Genomic DNA, 22,269 nt, shown 5'->3' on the forward strand with positions numbered 1-22,269 from the left:
GATGAATCTCATCCAGACGATCGAAGCCGAGAACATCGCCAAGTTTCTCGAGAACAAGAAGATCCCCGAATTCCGCCCCGGCGATACGCTGAAGGTCGGCGTGAAGGTGGTCGAAGGCGAGCGCACCCGCGTCCAGAACTACGAAGGCGTGTGCATCGCGCGTTCGAACAAGGGCATGGGTTCGAACTTTACCGTACGGAAGATTTCGTTCGGTGAAGGCGTCGAGCGCGTTTTCCCGCTTTACTCGCCGAACATCGACAGCATCGAAGTCGTCCGCAAGGGCGCGGTGCGTCGTGCGAAGCTGTATTACCTGCGTGGTCGCACCGGCAAGTCGGCGCGTATCGCCGAGCGTCGCGACACGCGTCCGGCCAAGACGGTCGCTGCCGCCGAGTAATCGGATCGCTAGCGCCGCAAGGCACAGGAAGGGGCGCGGGGATTTCGATCCCCGCGCCCTTTTTTGTGCTTAGGCCTCGGCGCGGACCAGGGGCGCGTGCCGGTCTACCAGGATCGCGCTTGCCGCGTTCAGGCCGATCAGCTCGACGATCGTCCCGTGGCGCCGCATCTTGGTGACGACGTCCTCGAGCGTGCCGACCGCGGTCACGTCCCACAGATGCGCACGCGTCAGGTCGATCCGGACGGTCCGCGCGGTGTCGCGCAGATCGAACTGATCGGCGAAGATATCGGCGCTGGCGAAGAACACCTGCCCCGACACGGTGTAGCTGCGCGTATCGGTTTCAGGATCGAACGTGGTCTCGACGCGCAGCAGCTTGGTTACCTTGAAGGCGAAGAACACGCCGCTGAGCAGCACGCCGACGCCGACCCCGGCGGAGAGGTCGTGCGTCACCACCGTCACCACGACGGTCGCGAGCATGACGACGCCCGAGACCTTGGGATGCCGCGCCAGATCGGCGAGCGAGCTCCACGAGAAGGTGCTGATCGACACCATGATCATAATCGCGACGAGCGCCGCGACGGGCACCTGCGCGACCCAGGGGCGGAGCGGCACCATGATGACGAGCAGGAACACGCCCGCCGCGAGCGTCGACAGCCGCCCGCGGCCGCCATAGCGGACATTGCCGACGGTCTGGCCGATCATGCCGCAGCCCGCGATCCCGCCGAACAGGCCCGCCGCGACATTCGCCAGCCCGAGCCCGGTGCATTCGCGCGCCTTGGAGCTGCTGGTGTCGGTGAGATCGTCGACGACGCTCGCGGTCATCATCGATTCGAGCAGGCCGACCGCCGCCATCGCGAAGGCGTAGGGCGCGACGATGCGCAGCGTCGCCCAGTCGAGCGGGACGTTCGGCAAGGCGAACGCCGGCAACGATGTGGGAAGCCGGCCGAGATCGGCGACGGTGTGGATCGGCATCGGGAAGGCGATGCTAATCGCGGTCAGCACGACGATGCAGATCAGCGGGGAAGGGATCGCGGTCGTGATGCGGGGCACGAGGTAGATGATCGCCAGGCCGCCCGCGATCATCGCATAGGTGTGCCAGGTGACGCCGAGCATCTGCGGCACCTGTGCCGAGAAGATCAGGATCGCGAGCGCGTTGACGAAGCCCGTCCGCACCGAGCGCGAGACGAAGCGCAGCAGCACGTCGAGCTTGAGCAGCCCGAACACGATCTGGAGCAGGCCGGCGAGCACCGTCGCGTAGAGCAGGAATTGCAGGCCGTGGCCGTGCACCAAGGCGGCCGCGACGAGCGCAACCGATCCGGCGGCGCCCGAGATCATCGCCGGGCGTCCGCCGACAAAGGCGAGGACGATTCCGATGACGAAAGAGGCGAACAGGCCGACCTCTGGGTCGATCCCGGCGACGAACGAAAAGGCGATGACTTCGGGGATCAGGGCAAAGGTGCCGACCAGGCCCGCGAGCACATCGCGGCGGGCGCCACCGACGCCGCTGAACCATTCAGCGGCATAGCGTTTCAAGGGAGTAGCATTCATAAAAGGAGTGTCCGCAGAAATCGCAGCTGCGCCGTCTCTTTAGAGCGGCGTCAAAATTCGGATTGCGATGTGCGTTGTCCGGCGGATCGGCGGCCGGAATAGCCACCCGGATTTGCACCGGGTCCATGCGAGTGCGCTCTAGGTAATGCGGTTTGTGCTGCGGCGCAACACGGTGGGGCACTAAAGGACGCGCAAACCCAATTCTCCCAGCAACTGCCCGGCTTGCTCACGCGAGATCGTCGCGCCGCGGAACTGGCGCGCGTCGACCAAGGCGATCCCGCCGAGATCGCAACCGCGCAGGTCGGCGCCGTCGAACCTGCATCCGGCGACACCGGCGTCGCGCAGGCTGCAATCCTCGAACACCGCCGCGCGGAAATCGCTCTTGCGCAGATCGGCCTGGCCGAAGTCAATCTTGCGCAGCGTCTGTTTGCGGAACGAGAAGCTCGGCAGCTTGGCGTTGATCAACAGCACTTCGTCGAAGCGCAAATCGAACGCCTTGGCGCCGGACAGGTCGGCGCCGGTGAGCTTGCAGCGTTCGAAGCTGGCGGCGGTCAGCGTGGCATTGCGCAGGCTGGCATTGTTGATGTCGCTCGCCTCGAAGCGCGCATCGGCGAGGTCGGCGCGGGTGAATTCCGCGAAGGCTGCGCGACAGGAGACCCACGCCGTCCCCTCGAGCCGCGCGCCCGACAGATCGGCGCGGCGCAGGCTGCAGCGCTCGAAGCGCCAGTGCGACAGATCGAGTCCCGACAGATCGCTCTCGTCGAAGTCGCAATCGACGAGGTGCTGCGCGCCGGTCGCGATGAGGCGTTCGAGATCGTCGCGCTGCAGCGTTTCGACGCTCGACACGGTGGGGAGGGGAGCGGTCATCGCTCTTCCTAGCCCGATGCGCCGGGAAGTGCGACTTATCGGAACGCGATCAGCTTGACGGTGTCGGGCAGCGGCGGGGTGGCGGCGTCGGGATGGTCGAGACGCGCAGCGATCGCTTCGATGATCGCGGCGATCACCGCGCCATCGGGATGGTGTCCCGCGCCGCGGATTACCGCGCTGAAACCGTCGCGCTTGGCGAGGAAGGCTGCCTTGTGGAGCTCCTGCCCCATCGCGGCGGGGACGGTGTCGTCGGCCAGGCCGTGGATCAGGAAATACGGCTCGTCGAGCTTGGGCACCGCGGCGAGATTGTCGTAGCGATCGGCGATGAAGGCGCGCGCAATCTTGGGCGCCATCGCGCGCAGGCCGGTGAAGGTGCCGATCGTCACCAGCGCGTCGAGCTTCTGCCGCATGGCGAGGCCGAACGCGACGCCGCCGCCGATGCTGTGCCCGACGACGATCACGCGGTTCCCGGCAGCGAGACGGCGGGCTTCGGCGTAGAACGCATCGGCATCGCGCCCGAGGCCGGCTTCGTCGGCGCGGCCGGGATTGCCCGAATAGCCGCGATATTCGGCGGCGACGACGCCGTAGCCGGCGGCGACGAGCGGGGCGAAGCAGTCGAGCGAGTCCATCGCGCTCGACGCATTGCCGTGGAAGATAAGCAGTGTCGGCTTGCCCGGCCGAGGCGGGATCTCGGTGCCGGTGATGGCGAGGCCGTCGCTCGTCGTCAGCGTCACCCGCTGCGCGCCCGCGGGGAGCGACGCGGCGGCGATCGGGGCGGTCGGCGCGGGGTAGATCCGGTCATGGATCAATTGGCTCGACACCGGGCTTGCCGCCGCGACGAGGAGCGCGGCGCCGAGCGCCACCTGTGCGAGCAGGCGGATTTTAGGCGGTTTCATAAGTCCCCTTTGGCGGCGCCCGCGCTCCCCACAAGCGCGATTGTGTTATGGTTGCATAACACACGTCATCGCGCTATACTTTTCGCGATTTGAGGCCATGGGGGGGATCATGTCCGACGTCGCAATGACCACTGCCGCCGAACCCGATGGCGCGCCGCGCATCGCGGTGCTCGATATCCTGCGCGGGGTGGCGATCCTCGGCATCCTGTTCATGAACATCAACGACATGGGGCAGTCGCTCTATGCGTCGTTCGACGACATCCGCCATCTCGGCTGGTCGGCGAGCGATCAGGTGGCGTGGTGGCTGCGCGAGGTGTTCGCGAACGGCACGGCGCGCTGCATGCTCGAGATGCTGTTCGGCGCGGGGATGGTGATCCTCACCGACCGTGTCGCCGAACGGGCGGGCGAGTGGGTCGTGCTGCGGCGCTATTATGTCCGCAACCTGATCCTGTTCGGCTTCGGGCTGGTGCACGTTTTCATCCTGCTGTGGCCCGGCGACATTCTGCACACCTATGGGCTGGCCGCTTTGGTGGCGTTCCTGTTCCGTCGGCTGCGGCCGCGGCTGCTGATCATGATCGGACTGACGCTCGCGCTGTTCCAGCTCGTCGGCGGCGGGTATTTCGGCTATTATCAGACACTGCATACGCGGACGCAGGTCGCGGCGATCGAGGCGAAGGTCGCCGCGGGCGCCAAGCCGACCGTTGACGAGCGCAAGCTGCTCAAGGCCAAAGCCGAAAAAGCCAAGAAGCGCGCCGAGAGCAAGGCGAAGCTGCGCAGCGACATCGCCGCCGAGGACACCGCGCGGACCGGCACCTTCGCAACCTGGGCGACGAAGCAGTGGCGCATCTTTATCGATATGGAAGCGCAGTTCCTCGAGCTTCTGTTCATCTGGGAGGCGGCCAGCGTGATGCTGCTGGGTGCGGCGCTCTACAAGCTCGGCATCCTGCAGGGTCGGCGGTCGCGCCGGTTCTACGCCTGGACCGCGGTGATCGCTTACGGCGTGGGGATCCCGCTCCGTGTGATCGGCGCGCAGGAGCAGATGCAGTTCGGCAACGGCCCCTATACCTTCTGGGCGAGCTACGAGATCGCGCGCCAGGCGATGACGCTCGGGCATGTCGCGCTGATCAATCTGCTCGTCCAGACGGTGTTCGGCGCGCGGCTCTTGCGGCCGTTCGTCGCGGCGGGGCGGACCGCGCTGTCGATCTACATCGCGCAGACGCTGATCTGCCTGTGGGTGCTGTATCCGCCGTTCGTGCTCGGCCTGTACGGCAAGATGACCTGGGGGCCGCTGATGGTGACCTCGCTGGTGATCGACGCGGTGCTGCTGGTCGGCGCGAACCTGTGGGTGCGGCAGTACGACATTGCGCCGGTCGAATGGGCGTGGCGTTCGCTGGTCGAGCAGCGCGTGCTGCCATGGCGCAAGCGTCCGCGCGCGCCGCAGGCCGAGGGCGCGCCCGCACTCGCTTAAGGTCCCTTTACCTCGCGCACGCACCCCGCGATAAGCGCGCTCCACCGCCCGTCTGGGGCGCGATAGGGACTGGAGATGCGGGATGCGGGCGAGTTGGGCTTTTGCGGGCGTGATGCTCGCCTGTGCGGCGGTGCCGGCCATGGCTGCTGATCCCGTGGCTACCCCGCTGACGCTGAAAGCGGTGTTCGGCAGCCCCGATCTCTCGGGCGTCCAGCCGCGCGGCGTCAAGCTCTCGCCCGATGGCACGCTGCTCACCTCGCTGCGCCCGCGCGCCGAGGAGAAGGAGCGCTTCGACCTGTGGGCGCGCGACACGCGCACCGGGCAGGAACGGATGCTGGTCGATTCGAAGAAGGTCGGCTCGGGCGCCGAACTGTCCGAGGCCGAGAAGATGCAGCGCGAGCGCGCGCGGATCGCGGGCTCGAAGGGCATCGTCACCTATGACTGGGCGCCTGACGGCAAGACGATATTGGTGCCGATCGATGGCGACCTGTATCTCGCCGGGCTCGATGGCAGCACGCGACGGCTGACCAACGCGCCGGGCGATGGCGCGCTCAACCCGGTGATCAGCCCCAAGGGTGGCTTCGTCAGCTTCGTGCGCGGGCAGAACCTCTTCGTCCAGCCGCTCGGCGGCGGCGATGCGCGGCCGGTCAGCAGCGATGGCGGCGGGACGGTGCATTGGGGCGAGGCGGAGTTCGTTGCGCAGGAAGAAATGGACCGGCGGACGGGCTATTGGTGGTCGCCTGCCGACAGCCACATCGCGGTCGAGCGCTTCGACGAGGCGCCGGTCGGAATCGTCACCCGTGCGGCGATCGGCGCGAACGGGACCAAGGTCTATGGCCAGCGCTATGCCGCCGCTGGGACGCCGAACGTCGCGGTCGCGCTGTACGTGATGAAGGCGGATGGGTCGGGCAAGGTCAAGGTAGACCTCGGCAGCAACCCCGACATCTATCTCGCGCGCGTCGACTGGACGCCCGATGGCAGTGCTTTGCTCGTCCAGCGTGAGAGCCGTGACCAGAAGACGCTCGACATGCTCAAGGTCGATCCCGCGACGGGCAAGGCTACGGTGCTGTTTACTGAAAAGTCTGGCGAGCGCAGCTGGCTCAACCTCTCGGACGCATACCGTCCGATGAAGGACGGCAGCCTGATCTGGCGTTCGGAGCGGACCGGCTTCGGCCATCTCTACCGCTTCGCCGCGGGCAAGTGGACCGCGCTGACCAAGGGCGACTGGGTCGTCCAGGCGCTGCTCGGCGTCGACGAGGCCAAGGGGCGGCTGTTCTTCACCGGCAACAAGGACGGTGTGCTCGAGCAGCACCTCTATTCGGTCGATATCGCGCATCCGAACCAGATCACGCGGCTGACCGAGGCCGGCTGGTGGAACAACGGCACGATGGATGACGCGGCCACGCGGATGATCGTCTCGCGCTCGAGCCCGACCCAGCCGACGCAGGTCTATCTGGCGGATGTGGACGGTAAGCGGCTGTCGTGGATCAACGAGAATGCGGTCAAGCCGGGGCATCCGTACTACCCCTATCTCGCGAGCCACCAGCAGACCAAGTTCGGCACGATCAAGGCCGATGACGGCACCGAGCTCTATTACGAGATGATCACCCCGCCGCTCGAGCCGGGGAAGAAATACCCCGTCTTCTTCCAGCATTACGGCGGCCCCGGCACCGGGCAGCAGGTCACGCGCGGCTGGGGCGGGGCGTTGCCGCAGTACCTTGTCCAGCACGGCTATATCTATTTCCAGATCGACAATCGCGGCTCGTACAATCGCGGCAAGGCGTTCGAGGATCACATCTACCGCGCGATGGGCACGGTCGAGGTCGCCGATCAGCTCGCGGGCGCGAAGTTCATCAAGAGCCAGCCGTTCGTCGATCCGGCCAAGGTCGCGATCTATGGCTGGTCGTATGGCGGCTATATGACGCTCAAGATGCTCGAGGCGAACCAGGGCGTCTATGCCGCCGGCGTGTCGGGAGCGCCGGTCACGCAATGGGAGCAGTACGACACCCATTATACCGAGCGCTACATGGGCTCGCCGGTCGCCGACAAGCAGGCCTATCTCGCGTCCGACGCGCTCGGCAAGGCGCCCGACATCAAGGATCCGCTGCTGCTGATCCACGGCATGGCGGACGACAATGTCGTGTTCACCAACTCGACCGCGTTTGCGGCACGGATGCAGGCGACCGCTACGCCGTTCGAGATGATGTTCTACCCGGGCTACACGCACCGCGTCGGTGGGCCGGGGATCAGCGAGCATCTGTGGGGGACGATCCTGACGTTCCTCGACCGGAACGTGAAGGACAAGAAGTAAGTCCTTGCGCTTCCTGACGACCTTTCACCTCTGGCCGTTCCTCGACACGGTCGTCAGCTATCTCGTGGCGTTCGTGCTCGGCACTTTGATCGGTGCCGAGCGGCAGTATCGCCAGCGGACCGCGGGCCTGCGCACCAACGCGCTGGTCGCGCTCGGATCGGCCGCGTTCGTCGATCTCGGGCAGCGATTGGGCGGCGACGTCGAGTCTATCCGGATCATCGCCTATGTCGTGTCGGGGATCGGCTTCCTCGGCGCGGGCGTGATCATGAAGGAGGGGATGAACGTTCGCGGGCTCAACACCGCGGCGACGCTCTGGTGCTCGGCGGCAGTCGGCGCGATCGCGGGGAGCGACATGATCGCCGAGGCGGTGCTGCTCACCGGCTTCGTCATTCTCGCCAACACGATGCTCCGCCCGCTGGTCGATGCGATCAACCGCATCCCGCTCGAGGGGCGCAGCGTCGAGGCGACCTATAGCGTGACGATCACCACCGATGCCGAGGACGCCGGCCCGATGGGCGACCTGCTGACCGAGCATCTCGAGACCGCGCAGTTGCCGGTCGCCGAGCTCGATATCATCTCGCGTGGCGAGGACCGGGTGGAGATTGTGGCCAAGCTCGTCAGTACCAATATAGCGGTGAGCGAGCTCGACGCGCTGACCGATCATCTTGCGACGGTGCATGGAATAACCCATGCGACCTGGCAGGCGCGCACGCACGATTAGCAAAGCGATTGGACGTGCCGGCGTAATGACGCTACGGGCGCGATCCGAATTGGAGGAACTTATGGGTTATCGGATCGTGGTCGCGGGCGCGACGGGCAATGTCGGGCGCGAAATGCTCAATATTCTGGCGGAGCGCGAATTTCCGCTGGCGGATGTTGCCGTCGTCGCATCCTCGCGCAGCCAGGGCGACGAAGTCGATTTCGGCGAGACGGGGCGCAAGCTCAAGATCCAGAATATCGACCATTTCGATCCGACCGGCTGGGACATGGCGCTGTTCGCGATCGGCTCGGAAGCGACCGCGATCCACGCGCCGCGCTTTGCCGCTGCAGGCTGCACGGTGATCGACAATTCGTCGCTCTACCGGATGGACCCCGACGTGCCGCTGATCGTGCCGGAAGTGAACCCCGATGCGATCGCGGGCTATACCAAGCGCAACATCATCGCCAACCCCAACTGCTCGACCGCGCAGATGGTCGTCGCGCTGAAGCCGTTGCATGATTTCGCGAAGATCAAGCGCGTCGTCGTGTCGACCTATCAGTCGGTGTCGGGCGCGGGCAAGGCGGGGATGGACGAACTGTTCGAGCAATCGCGCAACATCTTCGTCGGGGATTCGGCCGAAGCCAAGAAGTTCACCAAGCAGATCGCGTTCAACGTGATCCCGCACATCGATAGCTTCCTCGACGACGGATCGACCAAGGAAGAGTGGAAGATGGTGGTCGAGACCAAGAAGATCCTCGATCCCAAGATCAAGGTCACCGCGACCTGCGTGCGCGTGCCGGTGTTCGTCGGGCATTCGGAATCGATCAACATCGAGTTCGAGAACGAGATCTCGGCCGCACAGGCGCAGAAGATCCTCCGCGAGGCGCCTGGCGTGATGCTGGTCGATAAGCGCGAGGACGGTGGCTATGTCACGCCGGTCGAATGCGTCGGCGAATATGCGACCTTCATCAGCCGCGTGCGCGAAGACCCGACCGTCGAGAACGGTCTGTCGCTGTGGTGTGTTTCGGACAACCTCCGCAAGGGCGCGGCGCTGAATGCGGTGCAGATCGCGGAGCTGCTCGGGCGGCGGTATCTGAACAAGGGGGACTGACGGCACCTCGTTCGGGGGCACCTACCCCCCGGCCGTCATCCCCGCGAAGGCGGGGATCCATCCTGGCTGGCCCCTGAACCATCGGGCGTCAGCGCTAATGGGTTCCCGCTTGCGCGGGAATGACGGATCAAGGGGGGGCGGATACTCCCGATCAATGGTTCCCGTTGCGCCAATCACGAACCCGCGCGATACTCCGCCCAGTCCTTGCCGGGAGCCAAGCTTTGCCTCAAACCCTGACCGGCGGCTGCCGCTGCGGCGCGACGCGCTACACGCTCGCGCTCGACGCGATGCCGCCGATCTATTGCTGCCATTGCCTGGATTGCCAGAGCTGGTCGGGCAGCGCGTTCAGCGAGCAGGCGCTCATCCGCGAGGACGCCATTACGGTAACGGGGCCGGTGGTCGACTATCGCATCACCAATGCCAGCGGAGCGGAATCGCACCAGTGGCTGTGCGGCGTGTGCCATGCCCGCATCTACAACACCAACAGCGCGCGGCCGGGGATCGCGGTCGTGCGGGCGGGCACGCTCGACGCAAGCGACACGGTGACCCCGCGCACGCATATCTGGGTGAAGCGCAAGCAGCCGTGGGTGACGATCGCCGACGACGTGCCAACCTTCGCCGAAAACGCGCCTCCGGCCGAGTTCATCGCCATTATGATGCGAGCACGCGCATGACCGAAACCGTCACCGGCGGCTGCCAATGCGGCCGCATCCGCTACCACGTCGAAATCGAGAATGACGACGCGTATCTCTGCCATTGCCGGATGTGCCAGCGCGCCACCGGTGGCGTGTCGATCGCGTTCAAGAGCGTCAGGATCGCCACCGTCACCTGGGAACGCGAACCCGATCGCTACCAATCCTCGCCGATCGCGCAGCGTGGTTTCTGCGCCGCGTGCGGCACGCCGCTGACCTTCGAATTTCTCGAGCCGGGCGAGACTATGGATCTCACCATCGGCAGCTTCGACGATCCATCGCGCTTCCGCCCGATGCATCATTTCTCGCCCGAGACTTGGCACGTGGCATGGCTCGACACTAAGGACCTCCCGACGACGCGCGTGGCGGATAATCCCTCCACGGCCGATCGATGGATGAAAGCGCTTGGCAAACTCCCCGACTGAACCGCAGTTTTTCGAAAGCTTCGACGGCACGCGCCTTGCGTGGCGCGAAATGGGCGAGGGGCGGCCCGTCGTGCTGATCCACGGCTATTTCTCGAACGCGACGATCAACTGGATCAAATACGGCCATGCCGCAAAGATCGCCGCGGCCGGTTTCCGCGTGATCATGCCCGACCTGCGCGCGCATGGCGACAGCGCCAAGCCGCATGATGCCGCCAGCTATCCGCCCGACGTGCTGATGCGCGACGGCTTCGCGCTGATCGAACATCTGGGGCTCACCGATTACGATCTCGCCGGCTATTCGCTCGGCGGGCGCACGACGATGCGGATGCTCGCCAATGGCGCCACGCCGCGGCGCGCGGTGCTGTCAGGGATGGGGCTCGAGGGGATCCTCCATACCGCGGGGCGCGGGCATTATTTCCATAACGTCCTGACCAATCTTGGCAGCTTCACGCGCGGGAGCAGCGAGTGGCTCACCGAGGCATTCCTCAAGACCACCGGTGGCGATCCGGAGGCGTTGCTGCGCATCCTCGACACGTTCGTCGATACGCCGGCCGAGGCGATCGCGGCGGTCGAGGTGCCGACCTTGGTGCTCACCGGCGTCGACGACGACGACAACGGTTCGGGCGAAGCGCTGGCTGCAGCGATGCCGCATGCGACCTTCCGGTCGGTGCCGGGCACCCATATGAGCGCGGTGCTCAAGCCCGAACTCGGCGCGGCAATTGCAGAGTTTCTAGCGGCTTGACCGGGCGCGTGGCGCGGCACAGATTGCCGCATCACGCAAAACGGGGCCCTTCATGATCCGCACTGGTATTTCTTCGCTCGCGCTCGTTCTGGCGCTGGCGACCACACCGGCTTTCGCCGCGCCCGCACCGACGCCCGCTGCCGCCACGGCCGCACCGACCACCGCCGAGGCCGACGCCTTCGTCGCCCGCGCCGAGAAGGAACTCGCCGATTTCTCGACCCCCGCGCAGCAGGCGGCGTGGATCAACGCGACCTACATCACCGATGACACCGATGCGATCGCCGCCAAGTTCGGCGCCGAGGGCACCGAGATGCAGGTCCGCCTCGCGCTCGAGGCCGCGAAATATGCCGCCGTGCCGGGCCTGTCGTTCGATACCAAGCGCAAGATCGACCTGCTGCGCAACGGCCTGACGCTGCCCGCGCCGACGACGCCGGGCGCGGCAGCCGAGCTCTCGACAATCGTGACCAAGCTCGGCTCCGACTATGGCAAGGGCAAGGGCACGCTCGACGGCAAGCCGATCAACGGCAGCGACATCGAGGCGGCGATGGGCGAGGTGCGTGATCCCGCCAAGTCGAAGGAGATGTGGGTCAGCTGGCACGACGCTGTCGGCGCGCCGATGCGCAAGGATTTCGCTCGTGAAGTGGTGATTGCCAACCAGGGCGCAAAGGGGCTCGGATACGCCGATGTCGGCGCATTGTGGCGCTCGGGGTACGACATGACCCCGGCGCAGTTCGAGGCGACCACCGACACGCTGTGGAAGCAGGTCGAGCCGCTCTACAAGGCGCTCCACACCTATGTCCGCTGGAAGCTCAACGCCAAATATGGCGACGCGGTGCAGCCCAAGACGGGCGCGATCCGCGCCGATCTGCTCGGCAATATGTGGGCACAGGAATGGGGCAACATCTATGACGTCGTCGCACCTGCGGGCGCGGGCGATGTCGGTTACGATGTCGGCGAGCTGCTCAAGGCCAAGCGCTACGATCCGATCAAGATGTTCAAGACCGGCGAGGGCTTCTACTCCTCGCTCGGCTTCAAGCCACTGCCCGATACGTTCTGGGCGCGCTCGCAGATCGTGAAGCCGGCCGATCGCGAAGTCGTCTGCCATGCCTCGGCGTGGGACGTCGACAGCCTCAACGACGTGCGCATCAAGATGTGCACCAAGGTCAATGGCGACGATTTCGTCACGATCCATCACGAGATGGGGCATAATTACTATCAGCGCGCCTACAACGCGCAGCCCTTCCTCTACCGCAACGGTGCGAACGACGGCTTCCATGAGGCGATCGGCGATTTCGTCGCGCTGTCGATCACGCCCGATTATCTGGTCAAGATCGGCCTGCTCGATCCCGCCAAGGTGCCGAGCCCCGACAAGGATATTGGCCTGCTGCTCAAGCAGGCGATGGACAAGGTCGCCTTCCTGCCGTTCGGCCTGCTGATCGACAAATGGCGCTGGGGTGTCTTCTCGGGCGCGACGCCCGAGGGGCAGTATGAGAAGAGCTGGAACGACCTACGGCTGAAGTATCAGGGGATCGTCCCGCCGGTCACGCGCGACGAGACGCGCTTCGATCCGGGCGCGAAATACCATGTCGCGGCGAGCGTGCCCTATGCGCGCTACTTCCTCGCGCGGTTGTACCAGTTCCAGTTCTACCAGGCGGCGTGCAAGCAGTCGGGCTGGACCGGGCCGCTGCATCGCTGTTCGTTCTACGGCAATAAGGAGGTCGGCGCGAAGCTCGACGCGATGCTCGCGATGGGTCAGTCGAAGCCGTGGCCCGAGGCGCTGCAGGCGTTTACCGGCAGCCGCGAGCTTTCGGGGCAGGCGATGGTGGAGTATTTCGCGCCGCTCAAAGCGTGGCTGGACAAGCAGAATCAGGGGAAACCAAGCGGATGGTGAAGTTCCTGACAGGCCTGGCGCTCTTCGCCATTGCCGGACCGGTGGTGGCGCAGACCACCGTTGGTCCGGGGGAAACGCTGCTCCAGATCCAGACGGTGGGGGAGGCGACGACGCGGCCAGACCTGGCGACGGTCTCGATCGGTGTGGTCAGCACCGGCACGACCGCGCGCGAGGCGACCGACGCCAACGCCACCCAAATCAGCGCGGTGATCGCTGCGCTGCGCAAGGCCGGCGTCGAGGCGCGGTATTTGCGCACGCAGCAGATCAACGTCCAGCCGCGCTTCGCGCGCAATAGCCCGACCGATTATGAGGGGCAGGCGCAGATCACCGGCTATGTCGCGCGCAACTCGGTCGGCGTGACGATCGTCGATCTGGCCAAGGCGCCCGACATCATCGCGGCCGGCTTCGGAGCGGGGGCGAATTCGGTCAACGGCCCGTATCTGTCGCTTCGTAACGACACGGCTGCTTTGGCGGAGGCTCGGCGCGATGCGCTCGCCAAGGCGCGGGTCGAGGCGGATGCCTATGCCGACGGGTTGGGGATGAAAGTGGTGCGTGTGCTGCGGCTGAGCGAGCGGGGCAACACCGCGACCCCTGATCTCTTCGTCAGCGCAAATAGAGTCAGCGTCGTGGGTTCGCCGCCACCCCCGACGCCCATGTCGTCGGGGGAAATGCGCGAGCGGGCGACGCTCTGGATCGATTACGCGCTGGCGCCGAAATAGCGCCAGCGCGCGCCGACAGACCTTACCTCACTCGGGGATCGTGCCCTCATCGGCGATCCCGGCTTCGAACGACGCGCTCGAATCGGTGCCGTCGGCCTGATGCGCGTGCGCGCCGGGGGTGAGCTTTTCGTCGCGCGGCGTGCTGGAGCGCAAGGCGAAGAGCGCGGCGGTGGCGGCGGCGCCGATCGCGGCGATCCCGCCGACGACGGTCGCTTTGCCCCAGCGGCTGCCGGACTTGGCACGCGGCGTGGCGGCAGCGGCGGTCGTCTTGGCGGGCGCCTTGCGCGCAGTCGCTGGCTTGCTTGCCGTCGCGCGGGTCGAGGTCGTCGGACGCGGCTTGGCGGGCTTGCGCGGGGCGGGGGCCTTGACGGTGGTGGCCTTTACGGGGGGGCTGGCCGAGGTCTTAGCGGTCGCTGCCGCCTTGCGCGGGGTGGCGGGCTTGGCCTTCGCGGGTGGGGTCGGCTTGGCCGGCGTCGCGGCTGCGTCCGCCGCCGGGCGCTTGGACTCGGTATCGGTCGGCTTTTTCGGCGGCGTTGCCATGGACTCTTCCTTGTTCGTTGAGCTTGCGTAACGCATGAAGTCGTCAGGGTTTCCCGGGCGGCGGGCGGCTTAGCGGAACGGCGGCTCGTTGAACGCGCGCAGTTTGCGGCTGTGGAGCTTCTGCCCCTCGCGGCGCAATTCCTCGCACGCTTCGATGCCGATCCGCATATGCTCGCTGATCGCGCGCTCGTAGAAGCGGTTGGCCTGGCCGGGCAGCTTCAATTCGCCGTGGAGCGGCTTGTCCGACACGCACAGCAGCGTTCCGTACGGCACGCGGAAGCGATAGCCCTGCGCCGCGATCGTCGCCGATTCCATGTCGATGCCGACCGCGCGGCTGAGCGAGAAGCGCAGAGCCGAGCGCGAATATTGCAGCTCCCAATTGCGATCGTCGGTGGTGACGATCGTGCCAGTGCGCAGCCGCCGCTTGAGCTCGTCGCCCGACTGGCCCGAGATCGTCTCGGCCGCACGCGCGAGCGCGAGCTGCACCTCAGCGATTGCCGGCACCGGAATTGCGGGCGGCAAGACGTCGTCGAGCACATGGTCGTCGCGCAGATAGGCGTGGGCGAGGACATAGTCGCCGATCCGCTGGCTGGGGCGCAGGCCCCCGCAATGGCCGATCATCAGCCACGCCTCGGGCCGCAGCACCGCGAGGTGATCGCAGATCGTCTTCGCGTTCGCCGGTCCGACGCCGATATTGACGAGCGTGATGCCGGTGCCGTCCGCCGCCATCAGGTGATAGGCCGGCATCTGGTGCCGCCGCCATGCGCTGGTGTCGGCGAGCGCCGCCTCGACATCGTCGCCCGCGTGCAGCAGCACGCCACCGGCGCCCGACACGCCGGTGTAGCGCGACGGCTTGCCCTCGGCGTCCGGCGCAAGCTGGCTGAATGCCCAGCGGACGAACTCGTCGACATAGCGGTGATAGTTGGTGAACAGCACATAGCGCTGGACATGCTCGGGCGGCGTCCCGGTGTAATGCCGCAGTCGCGCGAGCGAAAAGTCGGTGCGCAACCCGTCGAACAGCGCGAGCGGCCGCGCGCCGTCGCTGACTTCGTAGAGGCCGTCGGCGATCTCGTCGCCGATATGCGCGAGTTCGGTCGCGGGGAAGTGTCGCGCCAGCTCGACCGCCGAGACCTGGTCGAGGCTCAGCGCGTGGCCGGGATCAATGACGTACGGGAAGGGGATTTCCTGACGCCCCGGCACGGCTTCGACCGTGACGTCATAATCCTCGATCAGCAGCGTCAGCTGTTCGGTGAGATAGTCCGCGAAGATCGCGGGCTTGGTGACGCTGATCGCGTAATCGCCTTCGGTGACGAGACGACCGAACGAGCGCATCGGCGTCGGCCGGTCGCTTCCGCCGCGATAGTGGAGGTGGATCTCGGGATAGGCGAAGCTGCCATCGTGGCGGCTGTCGGGCGCCGGACGTTCGCCGGTCGCGAGATAGGCGGTCAGTGCCGCCTGAAGCCGCGCCACCGAGGCGCGATAGAGCCGATCGAGTTCGGCGACGATATCGGATGCTTGCGTCATCCCGAAGGGGCTAAACCGGGAACGTTACGCTGGCAAGTCGGCGCCATCCCGAACGATGCCGGGATGGCGCGTATCGGCTCGGCTCAAGCCTTGTCGGTCTTGGTCTTGCCCGTTGCAGGCTCGTCGTCCTTGGCGAGCAGCTTGCTCGCGCCGAACGCAGCGCCAGCGACCGCCGCTGCAGCGCCCGCTGCGATACCCGCGGCGGCGAGCGGGTTGGCCTTTACCGCATCGACCGTCGCCGAGAATGCCTCGGACACGGCATCCTTCGCCTGCTCGAACAGCCCTTCGGCCTGTTCGATGATCGTTTCGGTCGTGCTGGTGTCGGCGGACTTGGTCGAACCGCTGTTGGTGTCGCTCATGGCACTGCCCTTTTCCAATAAATCCAACTCAAGCAACGCCTTGAAACCGGCCAAGTTCCCCGCGCCGCGACAGGGCGGCGCGGGGATCGCTCGGCTGGCCGTGGCGGGCTCAGATTTCGCTCAGCAGATGCTCGGCCGACGACACTTCGAACGCGCCGGGGGCTTCGACGTTGAGCTGCTCGACGACGCCGTCATTGACCAGCATCGAATAGCGCTGGCTGCGCTCGCCCATGCCGAATTTCGAGCCGTCGAAGCTAAGGCCGACCGCCTTGGCGAATTCGGCATTGCCGTCGGCGAGCATCACGATGTCGCCGGCGTCGCTCGCCTTGCCCCATGCGCCCATCACGAAGGCATCGTTGACCGAGGTGAAGGCGATCTCGTCGACGCCCTTGGCCTTGAGTTCGGCGGCCTTGTCGACGAAGCCGGGGAGGTGGCGCGCCGAGCAGGTCGGCGTGAACGCGCCAGGGACGGCGACCAGGGCGACCTTGCGGCCCTTGAAGAAGTCATCCGAGCTGATTTGATCGGGGCCATCGGCCGTAGCCTTGGTGAGGGTGACGCTCGGGATACGGTCGCCGACGCTGATCGTCATGGGAATCTCTCCTGTTGGGCCGCCCGGCAAGAAGGGTGCGAGCGGCGTGCCGTACGTCGTATAGGCGTCGGCGGATTTCAAGCGTGGCGAGCCGCGCGCAGGCGGCCTATGTTCGCTGCATGGACCAAGCAACCTTCCTCACCGGCCAGTTCCTGCTGGCGATGCCGGGAATCGGCGATACGCGCTTCGATCACGCGGTGATTGCAATGTGCGCGCACGATGCCGAGGGCGCGCTCGGCATCGGCATCGGCACGACGATTGAAGGACTGGGGCTGCACGCGGTGCTCGAGCAGCTCGAGATCGATCCGGGCGTCGCCCCCGATGCGCCGGTGAATCTCGGCGGGCCAGTCGAGCCGCGGCGCGGCTTCGTGCTGCACACGCTCGATTGGGCGGGGCAGGATACGGTCGAGGTGGCTGGCGGCGCGGGCGCGCTGTGGGGGCTGTCGGGGACGATCGACGTGCTGAAAGCGATTGCCGAGGGGCGCGGGCCGTCGCGCTGGCTCGTTGCGCTCGGCTATGCCGGGTGGGGCGAGGGGCAGCTCGACGGCGAGATGACGCGCCACGGCTGGTTCAACGTCGCGGCGACCCCCGACCTGCTCTACGACATCGCGACCGACGCCCGCTGGGAGGCCGGCTTCGCCACCGCCGGGATCGATCCGCGCCTGCTGGTGAGCGAAGCCGGACGGGCCTGAGACGGTTTTCGCGATTCCCGGACAAGACATAAAGATATCTTTATATTTGATCCGGGGGTGTTTTGCGGGTAGGGGCGGCGGCATCACATAACCGGAGATAGCCCCGTGGCCACCGTTCTCGACCGCCCTGCGAACGACTATGTCGTCGCCGACATCACGCTTGCCGATTTCGGTCGCAAGGAAATCAACATCGCCGAGACCGAGATGCCCGGCCTGATGGCACTGCGCGAGGAATTCGCGGGTTCGCAGCCTTTGAAGGGCGCGCGCATCACCGGTTCGCTCCACATGACGATCCAGACCGCGGTGCTGATCGAGACGCTGACCGCGCTCGGCGCCGACGTCCGCTGGGCGACGTGCAACATCTTCTCGACGCAGGACCATGCCGCCGCTGCGATCGCCGCGACGGGCGTTCCCGTGTTCGCGATCAAGGGCGAGAGCCTCGCGGATTATTGGGACTATGTCGGCGACATCTTCAACTGGGGTGCCGATACGGACGGCCAGACCGCCAACATCATCCTCGACGATGGCGGCGACGCGACGATGTTCGCACTGTGGGGCGCCAAGCTCGAAGCCGGCCACACGCTAGGCGAGCCCGAGAATGACGAGGAAGTCGAATTCCAGCGCGCGCTCAAGGCGTTCGTCGCGAAGTATCCCGGTTACCTCACCGAGACCGTCAAGAACCTGAAGGGCGTTTCGGAAGAGACCACCACCGGCGTCCACCGCCTGTACGAGATCGCCAAGAAGGGCGAGCTGCCGTTCCCGGCGATCAACGTCAACGACTCGGTGACGAAGTCGAAGTTCGACAACCTTTACGGCTGCAAGGAATCGCTGGTCGATGCGATCCGTCGCGCCACCGACGTGATGCTCGCCGGCAAGGTCGCCTGCGTCGCCGGCTTCGGTGACGTCGGCAAGGGTTCGGCCCAGTCGCTCCGCAACGGCGGCGCGCGCGTGATGGTCACCGAAGTCGATCCGATCTGCGCGCTGCAGGCGGCGATGGAGGGCTTCGAAGTCGTGACGATGGAAGAGGCCGTGACCCGCGCCGACATTTTCTGCACCGCGACCGGCAATGCCGACGTCATCACCGCCGATCACATGAAGGCGATGAAGCCGATGTCGATCGTCTGCAACATCGGCCACTTCGACTCGGAGATCCAGATCGCCGCGCTGTCGAACTATGAGTGGGACGAAGTGAAGCCGGGCACCGACCTGGTGAAGTTCCCCGACGGCAAGCAGATCATCATCCTCGCCAAGGGCCGCCTGGTGAACCTCGGCTGCGCGACGGGCCATCCCTCGTTCGTGATGTCGGCGTCGTTCACCAACCAGACGCTCGCGCAGATCGAGCTGTGGACCAAGGGCGAGAACTACAAGAACGAAGTGTACGTCCTGCCGAAGCATCTCGACGAGAAGGTCGCGGCGTTGCACCTCGAAAAGCTCGGCGTGAAGCTCTCGCAGCTGACCGCGAAGCAGGCTGGCTATATCGGCGTTCCGGTCGAAGGCCCGTTCAAGCCCGACCACTACCGCTACTAAGGTCGCGGCGCCTTCGGGCGCCGCCCCACCAAAAAAGCCGCATCCGCGTTACGCGGGTGCGGCTTTTTCGTGTTCGCATCGCGGCCCGGTCGCGCTCGGCGCGACCGGGCTGGACATCACTTCGGCGTGACGATGCTCGGCCCGAGATTCGCGATCACCTCATGCGCGTCGAACGCGCGGATGTTGTCCTTGGGCTTTGGACCCTTGCCGATCACGATCTCGGCATTCGCCTCATATTTGTCGATCGTCGTGACATCGATCCCGCGATCGAAGAACGGGTCGCCGAAATACGGGTCCCAGTTGCGCCAGCCGAAGCCGCGGCCACGATAGCGCCAGCTCGGGCCCCAATAGCCGCCGCCGAAGCCGCCGCCATAGCCGAACCCGCCATAGCCGCCACCGAAGCCGCCGCCAAACCCGCCGATGCCAGGCGAGGTATAGGTCCGCGTCTTCTTGTCGACGTCGCGATCGGCGAAGACGAAGTAATCGCCGCCATTTTGCACGGTCAACTCGGCGGCGCGATACAGCAGGTATTTTTCGACCGTGTCGCGCGCGGTGTAGCTGTTGCCCGAGAAGCTGACCATGAAGCGGTTCGCCTCGATCTGGCGATCGCTATAGCCCGAGCGTTCGAAGCCGCGGCCGACCGCGGGCCGGTAGGTCGATTCGGTCGCGCAGGCGGATGTCAGCAAGGTGACGGCGCCAAGCGCAACCGCCAGGGATTTCTTGAGCGTTGGGGAAGCTGTCGGCATTTCGATCTCCAGAGGCGGTCCAGTGCGGCGAACCGTGCCGTGCGGGCCATGAAGCGCAGAACGATCGAGGTGGCGCAAGGCTCCGGCCAATCTTCTGGTCGCGTGTGCGATAGGGCATCGCACATGAACGCAATCTGACACGGCGATGAAGACAGTCGAATCCTTTCGTCGATGCGTCGAACCGTTTTGTCGCAGGTTGAGAAGGTCCGTGGCGGTTCTATCCGCGCGGTACCGTCATGTCATCGAGGACGAAAGCAGGGCGGGGGCGTCGTGCGGTCGGCTCGGGGGATATGCCATGCGGATTGTGCTTGGGGTTGCGTTGGGATTGGCAGCGGCATCGATGTCGGTTGCAGCGACCGCGGCGTCGGCCGATCCGCTCGATCCATCGTCCCCCGCTGTGGTCGGTCGGCTGTTACCGGTCGAGACGAAACTCGCACCTGATTTCCGCGTTCGGACCGATCTGCTCACCACCTCGGCCAGCGTCAACCCGATCGGCGATCCGAACAGCCCGATGCAGCATCGCTTCGCGAGCTCGATGATCGATTATTATCCGCTCGGCGGGAGCGGTCTGCGGCTGTCCGCCGGGATGCGTTTCTTCCAGGTCGCCAATTTCCTCAAGGATGCCGAGAAGGCGACCGCCGGGCTGCTCTACAACCCGCGGCTGCCGGGGAGCGGCAATGCGGTGCGCACCGGCTTCAACCGGCACACGCCGGCCGCGACGGTCGGCTATACCAGCAGCTTCAAGAACGCGCTGGTCGGCTTCGAGGTCGGCAGCCTGATCGGCAATGCCAATGCCAATTTGCCGCGCGCGATGGACCGGCTGAGCAATCGCGCGCGCGGAGGGATGAACCCGATCGCCAATGTGGTGGTCGGCCTGCGTTTCTGACGGCCGCCATCGGCCAAGCTGTGGACCCGACGATGAAGACGATCCTGCGCCTTGCCCTAACCGCCTGTGGCGCGATCCTTGCGCTCCCGACAGCCGTCCACGCCGGCGGCGTGATGGGCACCGACGCGGCGCTCTGCACATCGGGCAGGGGGCCGGCGATCCAGGTCAACGTACAGCACCTCAAGGATCGCCGCGGCCAGCTCAAGCTCGAGCTCTATCCCGCGACCGAAGCCGATTTCATGCGCTCCGACACCGATCTGCTCGCCGAGGGCAAGGTGTTCCGCCGCGTGACGGTCGATGCGCCGGTGGCCGGGCAGGTCGCGATGTGCATCCGCGTGCCGCATCCGGGGCGCTATGCGCTGCTGTTCCTCCATTCGCGGCGCGCGCAGGACAAGTTCGATTTCTGGCAGGACGGCGTCGGCTTGCGCAGCAACACCCGCATCGGCCGTGCGCGGCCCTCTGTAGCGAATGCCGCGGTCGAGGTCGGTAGCGGCGTCTCGGTGCTCGAAATCGAGACGCAATATCTGCGCGGACTCGGCGGATTCAGCCCTTCTCGATAAAAGCGCAATACGGGCCTTGCGCGTTTGCGAAACCCGCTGCTATAGGCACGCCACTGCAGTGTTCCCCGATAGCTCAGCGGTAGAGTAGGTGACTGTTAATCACTTGGTCGTTGGTTCGAATCCAACTCGGGGAGCCATTTTCTGCGGGCTCCGGCCCGCGCGCTGCATCAGCGCCGGCTAGCGGACATCAGACCGCAAACTGTTCCATCGTTATCCGATCGTCGAGCGCGTGCTCGGGATCGAACAGCAGCGTGAGCTCGCGCGTGCGGTCGATCATGATCTCGACGCGCGCAACGTCGCGGATCTCGCGCTGGTCGGCGACCGCGCTGACCGGGCGCTTGGCGGGTTCGAGCACACGCAGCGTGATCCGCGCCTTGTCGGGCAGGATCGCCCCACGCCAGCGCCGCGGGCGGAACGGGCTGATCGGCGTCAGCGCCAGCATGTTCGAGCCGAGCGGCAGGATCGGACCCTGCGCCGAGAGGTTATAGGCGGTCGAACCGGCGGGCGTGGCGACGAGGATGCCGTCGCAGGCGAGCTCGGACAGCACGACGCGGTCGTTGACGGTGACCTCGAGCTTGGCGGTCTGGCGCGTCTCGCGCAGCAGCGACACCTCGTTGATCGCGGGAAGGGCGAAGCTTTCGCCGGCAACCGTCGTCGCAGTCATTGCGAGCGGTACGACCTTGAACGCCTTGATCCGCTCGAGCCGCGCATCGAGCCCGTGCGGGCGCCATTCGTTCATCAGGAAGCCGACGGTGCCGAGGTTCATCCCGAACACCGGCACGACGGGCTTACGCCGTTCGAGCATCGCATGGAGCGTCTGGAGCATGAACCCGTCGCCGCCGAGCGCGACGATCAGCTCGGCGTCCTCGACCGGCACCCAGTCATGCGCGTCGGCGAGCATCGCGGCGGCATCCTGCGCGGCCTGTGCCGGTGAGGCGACGAGCGCACGGCGAGCCCCTGCCATGTTGGCGGACGGTGTCATCGCGGGGTCCTGTCGTGGCGTCGGGCGCGTGCGGGAAGCAACGGCTCGGCGCGGGCCTTGCGGTCGGTACAATCGGCAAGGACGCGCGCGCTGGTCATCT

The 22,269-nt window shown here is 66.0% G+C and carries 23 protein-coding genes, 1 tRNA gene and 1 other annotated feature; of the genes, 15 read left to right on the plus strand and 9 right to left on the minus strand.

Translation table 11 applies throughout. The features are described from left to right. Position 1 precedes the first annotated feature (1 nt). Positions 2–394, plus strand: coding sequence for a 50S ribosomal protein L19 (gene rplS / locus EAH76_RS20190; protein WP_010186138.1), 393 nt, complete (start codon positions 2–4; stop codon positions 392–394). Between the two features lie 69 nt (positions 395–463). Here rplS and EAH76_RS20195 read toward each other — a convergent pair whose 3' ends face one another. The 3 genes from EAH76_RS20195 to EAH76_RS20205 form a co-directional block, all read right to left on the minus strand. Further along, positions 464–1,942, minus strand: a complete 1,479-nt coding sequence (locus EAH76_RS20195) for a SulP family inorganic anion transporter (protein ID WP_140852068.1) — start codon at positions 1,940–1,942, stop codon at positions 464–466. Between the two features lie 72 nt (positions 1,943–2,014). Further along, positions 2,015–2,070, minus strand: a sequence feature (sul1 is cis-regulatory element that is thought to sense ions involved in sulfur or methionine metabolism; They are found in Alphaproteobacteria). Positions 2,071–2,122: 52 nt separating this feature from the next. Continuing rightward, positions 2,123–2,809 (minus strand): pentapeptide repeat-containing protein, encoded by a 687-nt coding sequence (locus tag EAH76_RS20200; protein ID WP_140852069.1) that lies wholly within the window; start codon positions 2,807–2,809, stop codon positions 2,123–2,125. A gap of 35 nt (positions 2,810–2,844) precedes the next feature. After that, positions 2,845–3,705 carry an alpha/beta hydrolase gene (locus tag EAH76_RS20205; protein ID WP_140852070.1) on the minus strand — a complete coding sequence of 287 codons (861 nt, stop codon included), beginning with the start codon at positions 3,703–3,705 and terminating at the stop codon, positions 2,845–2,847. A 109-nt stretch (positions 3,706–3,814) separates the two neighbouring features. Between EAH76_RS20205 and EAH76_RS20210 the strand changes: the two genes are divergently transcribed. The 9 genes from EAH76_RS20210 (at position 3,815) to EAH76_RS20250 (ending at position 13,764) form a co-directional block, all read left to right on the plus strand. Then, complete coding sequence (locus tag EAH76_RS20210; RefSeq protein WP_140852071.1) at positions 3,815–5,173, plus strand: DUF418 domain-containing protein; 1,359 nt, start codon at positions 3,815–3,817, stop codon at positions 5,171–5,173. A gap of 82 nt (positions 5,174–5,255) precedes the next feature. Further along, entirely contained in the window at positions 5,256–7,484 is a 2,229-nt protein-coding gene (locus tag EAH76_RS20215) for a S9 family peptidase (RefSeq protein WP_140852072.1), read from the plus strand. 4 nt (positions 7,485–7,488) lie between these two features. After that, positions 7,489–8,205 (plus strand): MgtC/SapB family protein, encoded by a 717-nt coding sequence (locus tag EAH76_RS20220; protein ID WP_140852073.1) that lies wholly within the window; start codon positions 7,489–7,491, stop codon positions 8,203–8,205. Between the two features lie 61 nt (positions 8,206–8,266). After that, entirely contained in the window at positions 8,267–9,295 is a 1,029-nt protein-coding gene (locus EAH76_RS20225; RefSeq protein ID WP_140852074.1) for an aspartate-semialdehyde dehydrogenase, read from the plus strand. Positions 9,296–9,516: 221 nt separating this feature from the next. Further along, positions 9,517–9,969 (plus strand): GFA family protein, encoded by a 453-nt coding sequence (locus EAH76_RS20230; protein WP_241659811.1) that lies wholly within the window; start codon positions 9,517–9,519, stop codon positions 9,967–9,969. Next, on the plus strand, positions 9,966–10,412 hold the full coding sequence (locus EAH76_RS20235) for a GFA family protein (RefSeq protein ID WP_140852076.1): 447 nt from the start codon (positions 9,966–9,968) through the stop codon (positions 10,410–10,412). The genes EAH76_RS20230 and EAH76_RS20235 overlap by 4 nt, the downstream gene beginning before the upstream one ends. After that, positions 10,393–11,154 (plus strand): alpha/beta fold hydrolase, encoded by a 762-nt coding sequence (locus tag EAH76_RS20240; protein WP_140852077.1) that lies wholly within the window; start codon positions 10,393–10,395, stop codon positions 11,152–11,154. Before EAH76_RS20235 ends, EAH76_RS20240 begins: the two co-directional genes overlap by 20 nt. A gap of 52 nt (positions 11,155–11,206) precedes the next feature. Beyond that, positions 11,207–13,045, plus strand: coding sequence for a M2 family metallopeptidase (locus EAH76_RS20245; protein ID WP_140852078.1), 1,839 nt, complete (start codon positions 11,207–11,209; stop codon positions 13,043–13,045). After that, positions 13,039–13,764, plus strand: coding sequence for an SIMPL domain-containing protein (locus EAH76_RS20250; protein ID WP_140852079.1), 726 nt, complete (start codon positions 13,039–13,041; stop codon positions 13,762–13,764). Before EAH76_RS20245 ends, EAH76_RS20250 begins: the two co-directional genes overlap by 7 nt. Before the next feature lie 27 nt (positions 13,765–13,791). On the opposite strand, the gene EAH76_RS20255 is transcribed toward EAH76_RS20250, so the two are convergent. From EAH76_RS20255 to EAH76_RS20270, 4 genes are all read right to left on the minus strand, one after another. Further along, positions 13,792–14,304, minus strand: a complete 513-nt coding sequence (locus EAH76_RS20255; RefSeq protein WP_140852080.1) for a hypothetical protein — start codon at positions 14,302–14,304, stop codon at positions 13,792–13,794. A gap of 69 nt (positions 14,305–14,373) precedes the next feature. Further along, complete coding sequence (locus tag EAH76_RS20260) at positions 14,374–15,828, minus strand: AMP nucleosidase (protein ID WP_140852081.1); 1,455 nt, start codon at positions 15,826–15,828, stop codon at positions 14,374–14,376. A gap of 83 nt (positions 15,829–15,911) precedes the next feature. Then, positions 15,912–16,187, minus strand: a complete 276-nt coding sequence (locus EAH76_RS20265) for a hypothetical protein (RefSeq protein ID WP_140852082.1) — start codon at positions 16,185–16,187, stop codon at positions 15,912–15,914. 109 nt (positions 16,188–16,296) lie between these two features. Further along, entirely contained in the window at positions 16,297–16,776 is a 480-nt protein-coding gene (locus tag EAH76_RS20270; RefSeq protein ID WP_140852083.1) for a peroxiredoxin, read from the minus strand. A 119-nt stretch (positions 16,777–16,895) separates the two neighbouring features. On the opposite strand from EAH76_RS20270, the gene EAH76_RS20275 reads away from it, so the two are divergent. Further along, positions 16,896–17,468 carry a YqgE/AlgH family protein gene (locus tag EAH76_RS20275; RefSeq protein ID WP_140852084.1) on the plus strand — a complete coding sequence of 191 codons (573 nt, stop codon included), beginning with the start codon at positions 16,896–16,898 and terminating at the stop codon, positions 17,466–17,468. A gap of 105 nt (positions 17,469–17,573) precedes the next feature. Next, positions 17,574–18,995, plus strand: coding sequence for an adenosylhomocysteinase (gene ahcY / locus EAH76_RS20280; RefSeq protein ID WP_140852085.1), 1,422 nt, complete (start codon positions 17,574–17,576; stop codon positions 18,993–18,995). A 116-nt stretch (positions 18,996–19,111) separates the two neighbouring features. Here ahcY and EAH76_RS20285 read toward each other — a convergent pair whose 3' ends face one another. Next, positions 19,112–19,741, minus strand: a complete 630-nt coding sequence (locus EAH76_RS20285) for a CC0125/CC1285 family lipoprotein (RefSeq protein ID WP_140852086.1) — start codon at positions 19,739–19,741, stop codon at positions 19,112–19,114. 295 nt (positions 19,742–20,036) lie between these two features. On the opposite strand from EAH76_RS20285, the gene EAH76_RS20290 reads away from it, so the two are divergent. From EAH76_RS20290 to EAH76_RS20300, 3 genes are all read left to right on the plus strand, one after another. After that, on the plus strand, positions 20,037–20,627 hold the full coding sequence (locus EAH76_RS20290; protein WP_140852087.1) for a hypothetical protein: 591 nt from the start codon (positions 20,037–20,039) through the stop codon (positions 20,625–20,627). A 32-nt stretch (positions 20,628–20,659) separates the two neighbouring features. Beyond that, positions 20,660–21,187, plus strand: coding sequence for a DUF2141 domain-containing protein (locus tag EAH76_RS20295; protein ID WP_140852088.1), 528 nt, complete (start codon positions 20,660–20,662; stop codon positions 21,185–21,187). A gap of 62 nt (positions 21,188–21,249) precedes the next feature. Continuing rightward, a tRNA-Asn gene (locus EAH76_RS20300) sits at positions 21,250–21,324 on the plus strand. A 50-nt stretch (positions 21,325–21,374) separates the two neighbouring features. Here the strand turns inward: EAH76_RS20300 and EAH76_RS20305 are convergent. Then, positions 21,375–22,169, minus strand: a complete 795-nt coding sequence (locus EAH76_RS20305; RefSeq protein ID WP_241659812.1) for an NAD kinase — start codon at positions 22,167–22,169, stop codon at positions 21,375–21,377. Between the last annotated feature and the right edge of the window lie 100 nt (positions 22,170–22,269).

It is taken from the genome of Sphingomonas glacialis (assembly GCF_006439055.1).
GTDB lineage: Bacteria > Pseudomonadota > Alphaproteobacteria > Sphingomonadales > Sphingomonadaceae > Sphingomonas > Sphingomonas glacialis_A.

Excerpts from the sequence above, each read along its gene's own strand:
- rplS (WP_010186138.1), top strand. The coding sequence starts at position 2 with ATGAATCTCATCCAGACGATCGAAGCCGAGAACATCGCCAAGTTTCTC.
- EAH76_RS20195 (WP_140852068.1), bottom strand. The coding sequence starts at position 1,942 with ATGAATGCTACTCCCTTGAAACGCTATGCCGCTGAATGGTTCAGCGGC.
- EAH76_RS20200 (WP_140852069.1), bottom strand. The coding sequence starts at position 2,809 with ATGACCGCTCCCCTCCCCACCGTGTCGAGCGTCGAAACGCTGCAGCGC.
- EAH76_RS20205 (WP_140852070.1), bottom strand. The coding sequence starts at position 3,705 with ATGAAACCGCCTAAAATCCGCCTGCTCGCACAGGTGGCGCTCGGCGCC.
- EAH76_RS20210 (WP_140852071.1), top strand. The coding sequence starts at position 3,815 with ATGTCCGACGTCGCAATGACCACTGCCGCCGAACCCGATGGCGCGCCG.
- EAH76_RS20215 (WP_140852072.1), top strand. The coding sequence starts at position 5,256 with ATGCGGGCGAGTTGGGCTTTTGCGGGCGTGATGCTCGCCTGTGCGGCG.
- EAH76_RS20225 (WP_140852074.1), top strand. The coding sequence starts at position 8,267 with ATGGGTTATCGGATCGTGGTCGCGGGCGCGACGGGCAATGTCGGGCGC.
- EAH76_RS20235 (WP_140852076.1), top strand. The coding sequence starts at position 9,966 with ATGACCGAAACCGTCACCGGCGGCTGCCAATGCGGCCGCATCCGCTAC.
- EAH76_RS20245 (WP_140852078.1), top strand. The coding sequence starts at position 11,207 with ATGATCCGCACTGGTATTTCTTCGCTCGCGCTCGTTCTGGCGCTGGCG.
- EAH76_RS20250 (WP_140852079.1), top strand. The coding sequence starts at position 13,039 with ATGGTGAAGTTCCTGACAGGCCTGGCGCTCTTCGCCATTGCCGGACCG.
- EAH76_RS20255 (WP_140852080.1), bottom strand. The coding sequence starts at position 14,304 with ATGGCAACGCCGCCGAAAAAGCCGACCGATACCGAGTCCAAGCGCCCG.
- EAH76_RS20260 (WP_140852081.1), bottom strand. The coding sequence starts at position 15,828 with ATGACGCAAGCATCCGATATCGTCGCCGAACTCGATCGGCTCTATCGC.
- EAH76_RS20265 (WP_140852082.1), bottom strand. The coding sequence starts at position 16,187 with ATGAGCGACACCAACAGCGGTTCGACCAAGTCCGCCGACACCAGCACG.
- EAH76_RS20270 (WP_140852083.1), bottom strand. The coding sequence starts at position 16,776 with ATGACGATCAGCGTCGGCGACCGTATCCCGAGCGTCACCCTCACCAAG.
- EAH76_RS20275 (WP_140852084.1), top strand. The coding sequence starts at position 16,896 with ATGGACCAAGCAACCTTCCTCACCGGCCAGTTCCTGCTGGCGATGCCG.
- EAH76_RS20285 (WP_140852086.1), bottom strand. The coding sequence starts at position 19,741 with ATGCCGACAGCTTCCCCAACGCTCAAGAAATCCCTGGCGGTTGCGCTT.
- EAH76_RS20290 (WP_140852087.1), top strand. The coding sequence starts at position 20,037 with ATGCGGATTGTGCTTGGGGTTGCGTTGGGATTGGCAGCGGCATCGATG.
- EAH76_RS20295 (WP_140852088.1), top strand. The coding sequence starts at position 20,660 with ATGAAGACGATCCTGCGCCTTGCCCTAACCGCCTGTGGCGCGATCCTT.
- EAH76_RS20305 (WP_241659812.1), bottom strand. The coding sequence starts at position 22,169 with ATGACACCGTCCGCCAACATGGCAGGGGCTCGCCGTGCGCTCGTCGCC.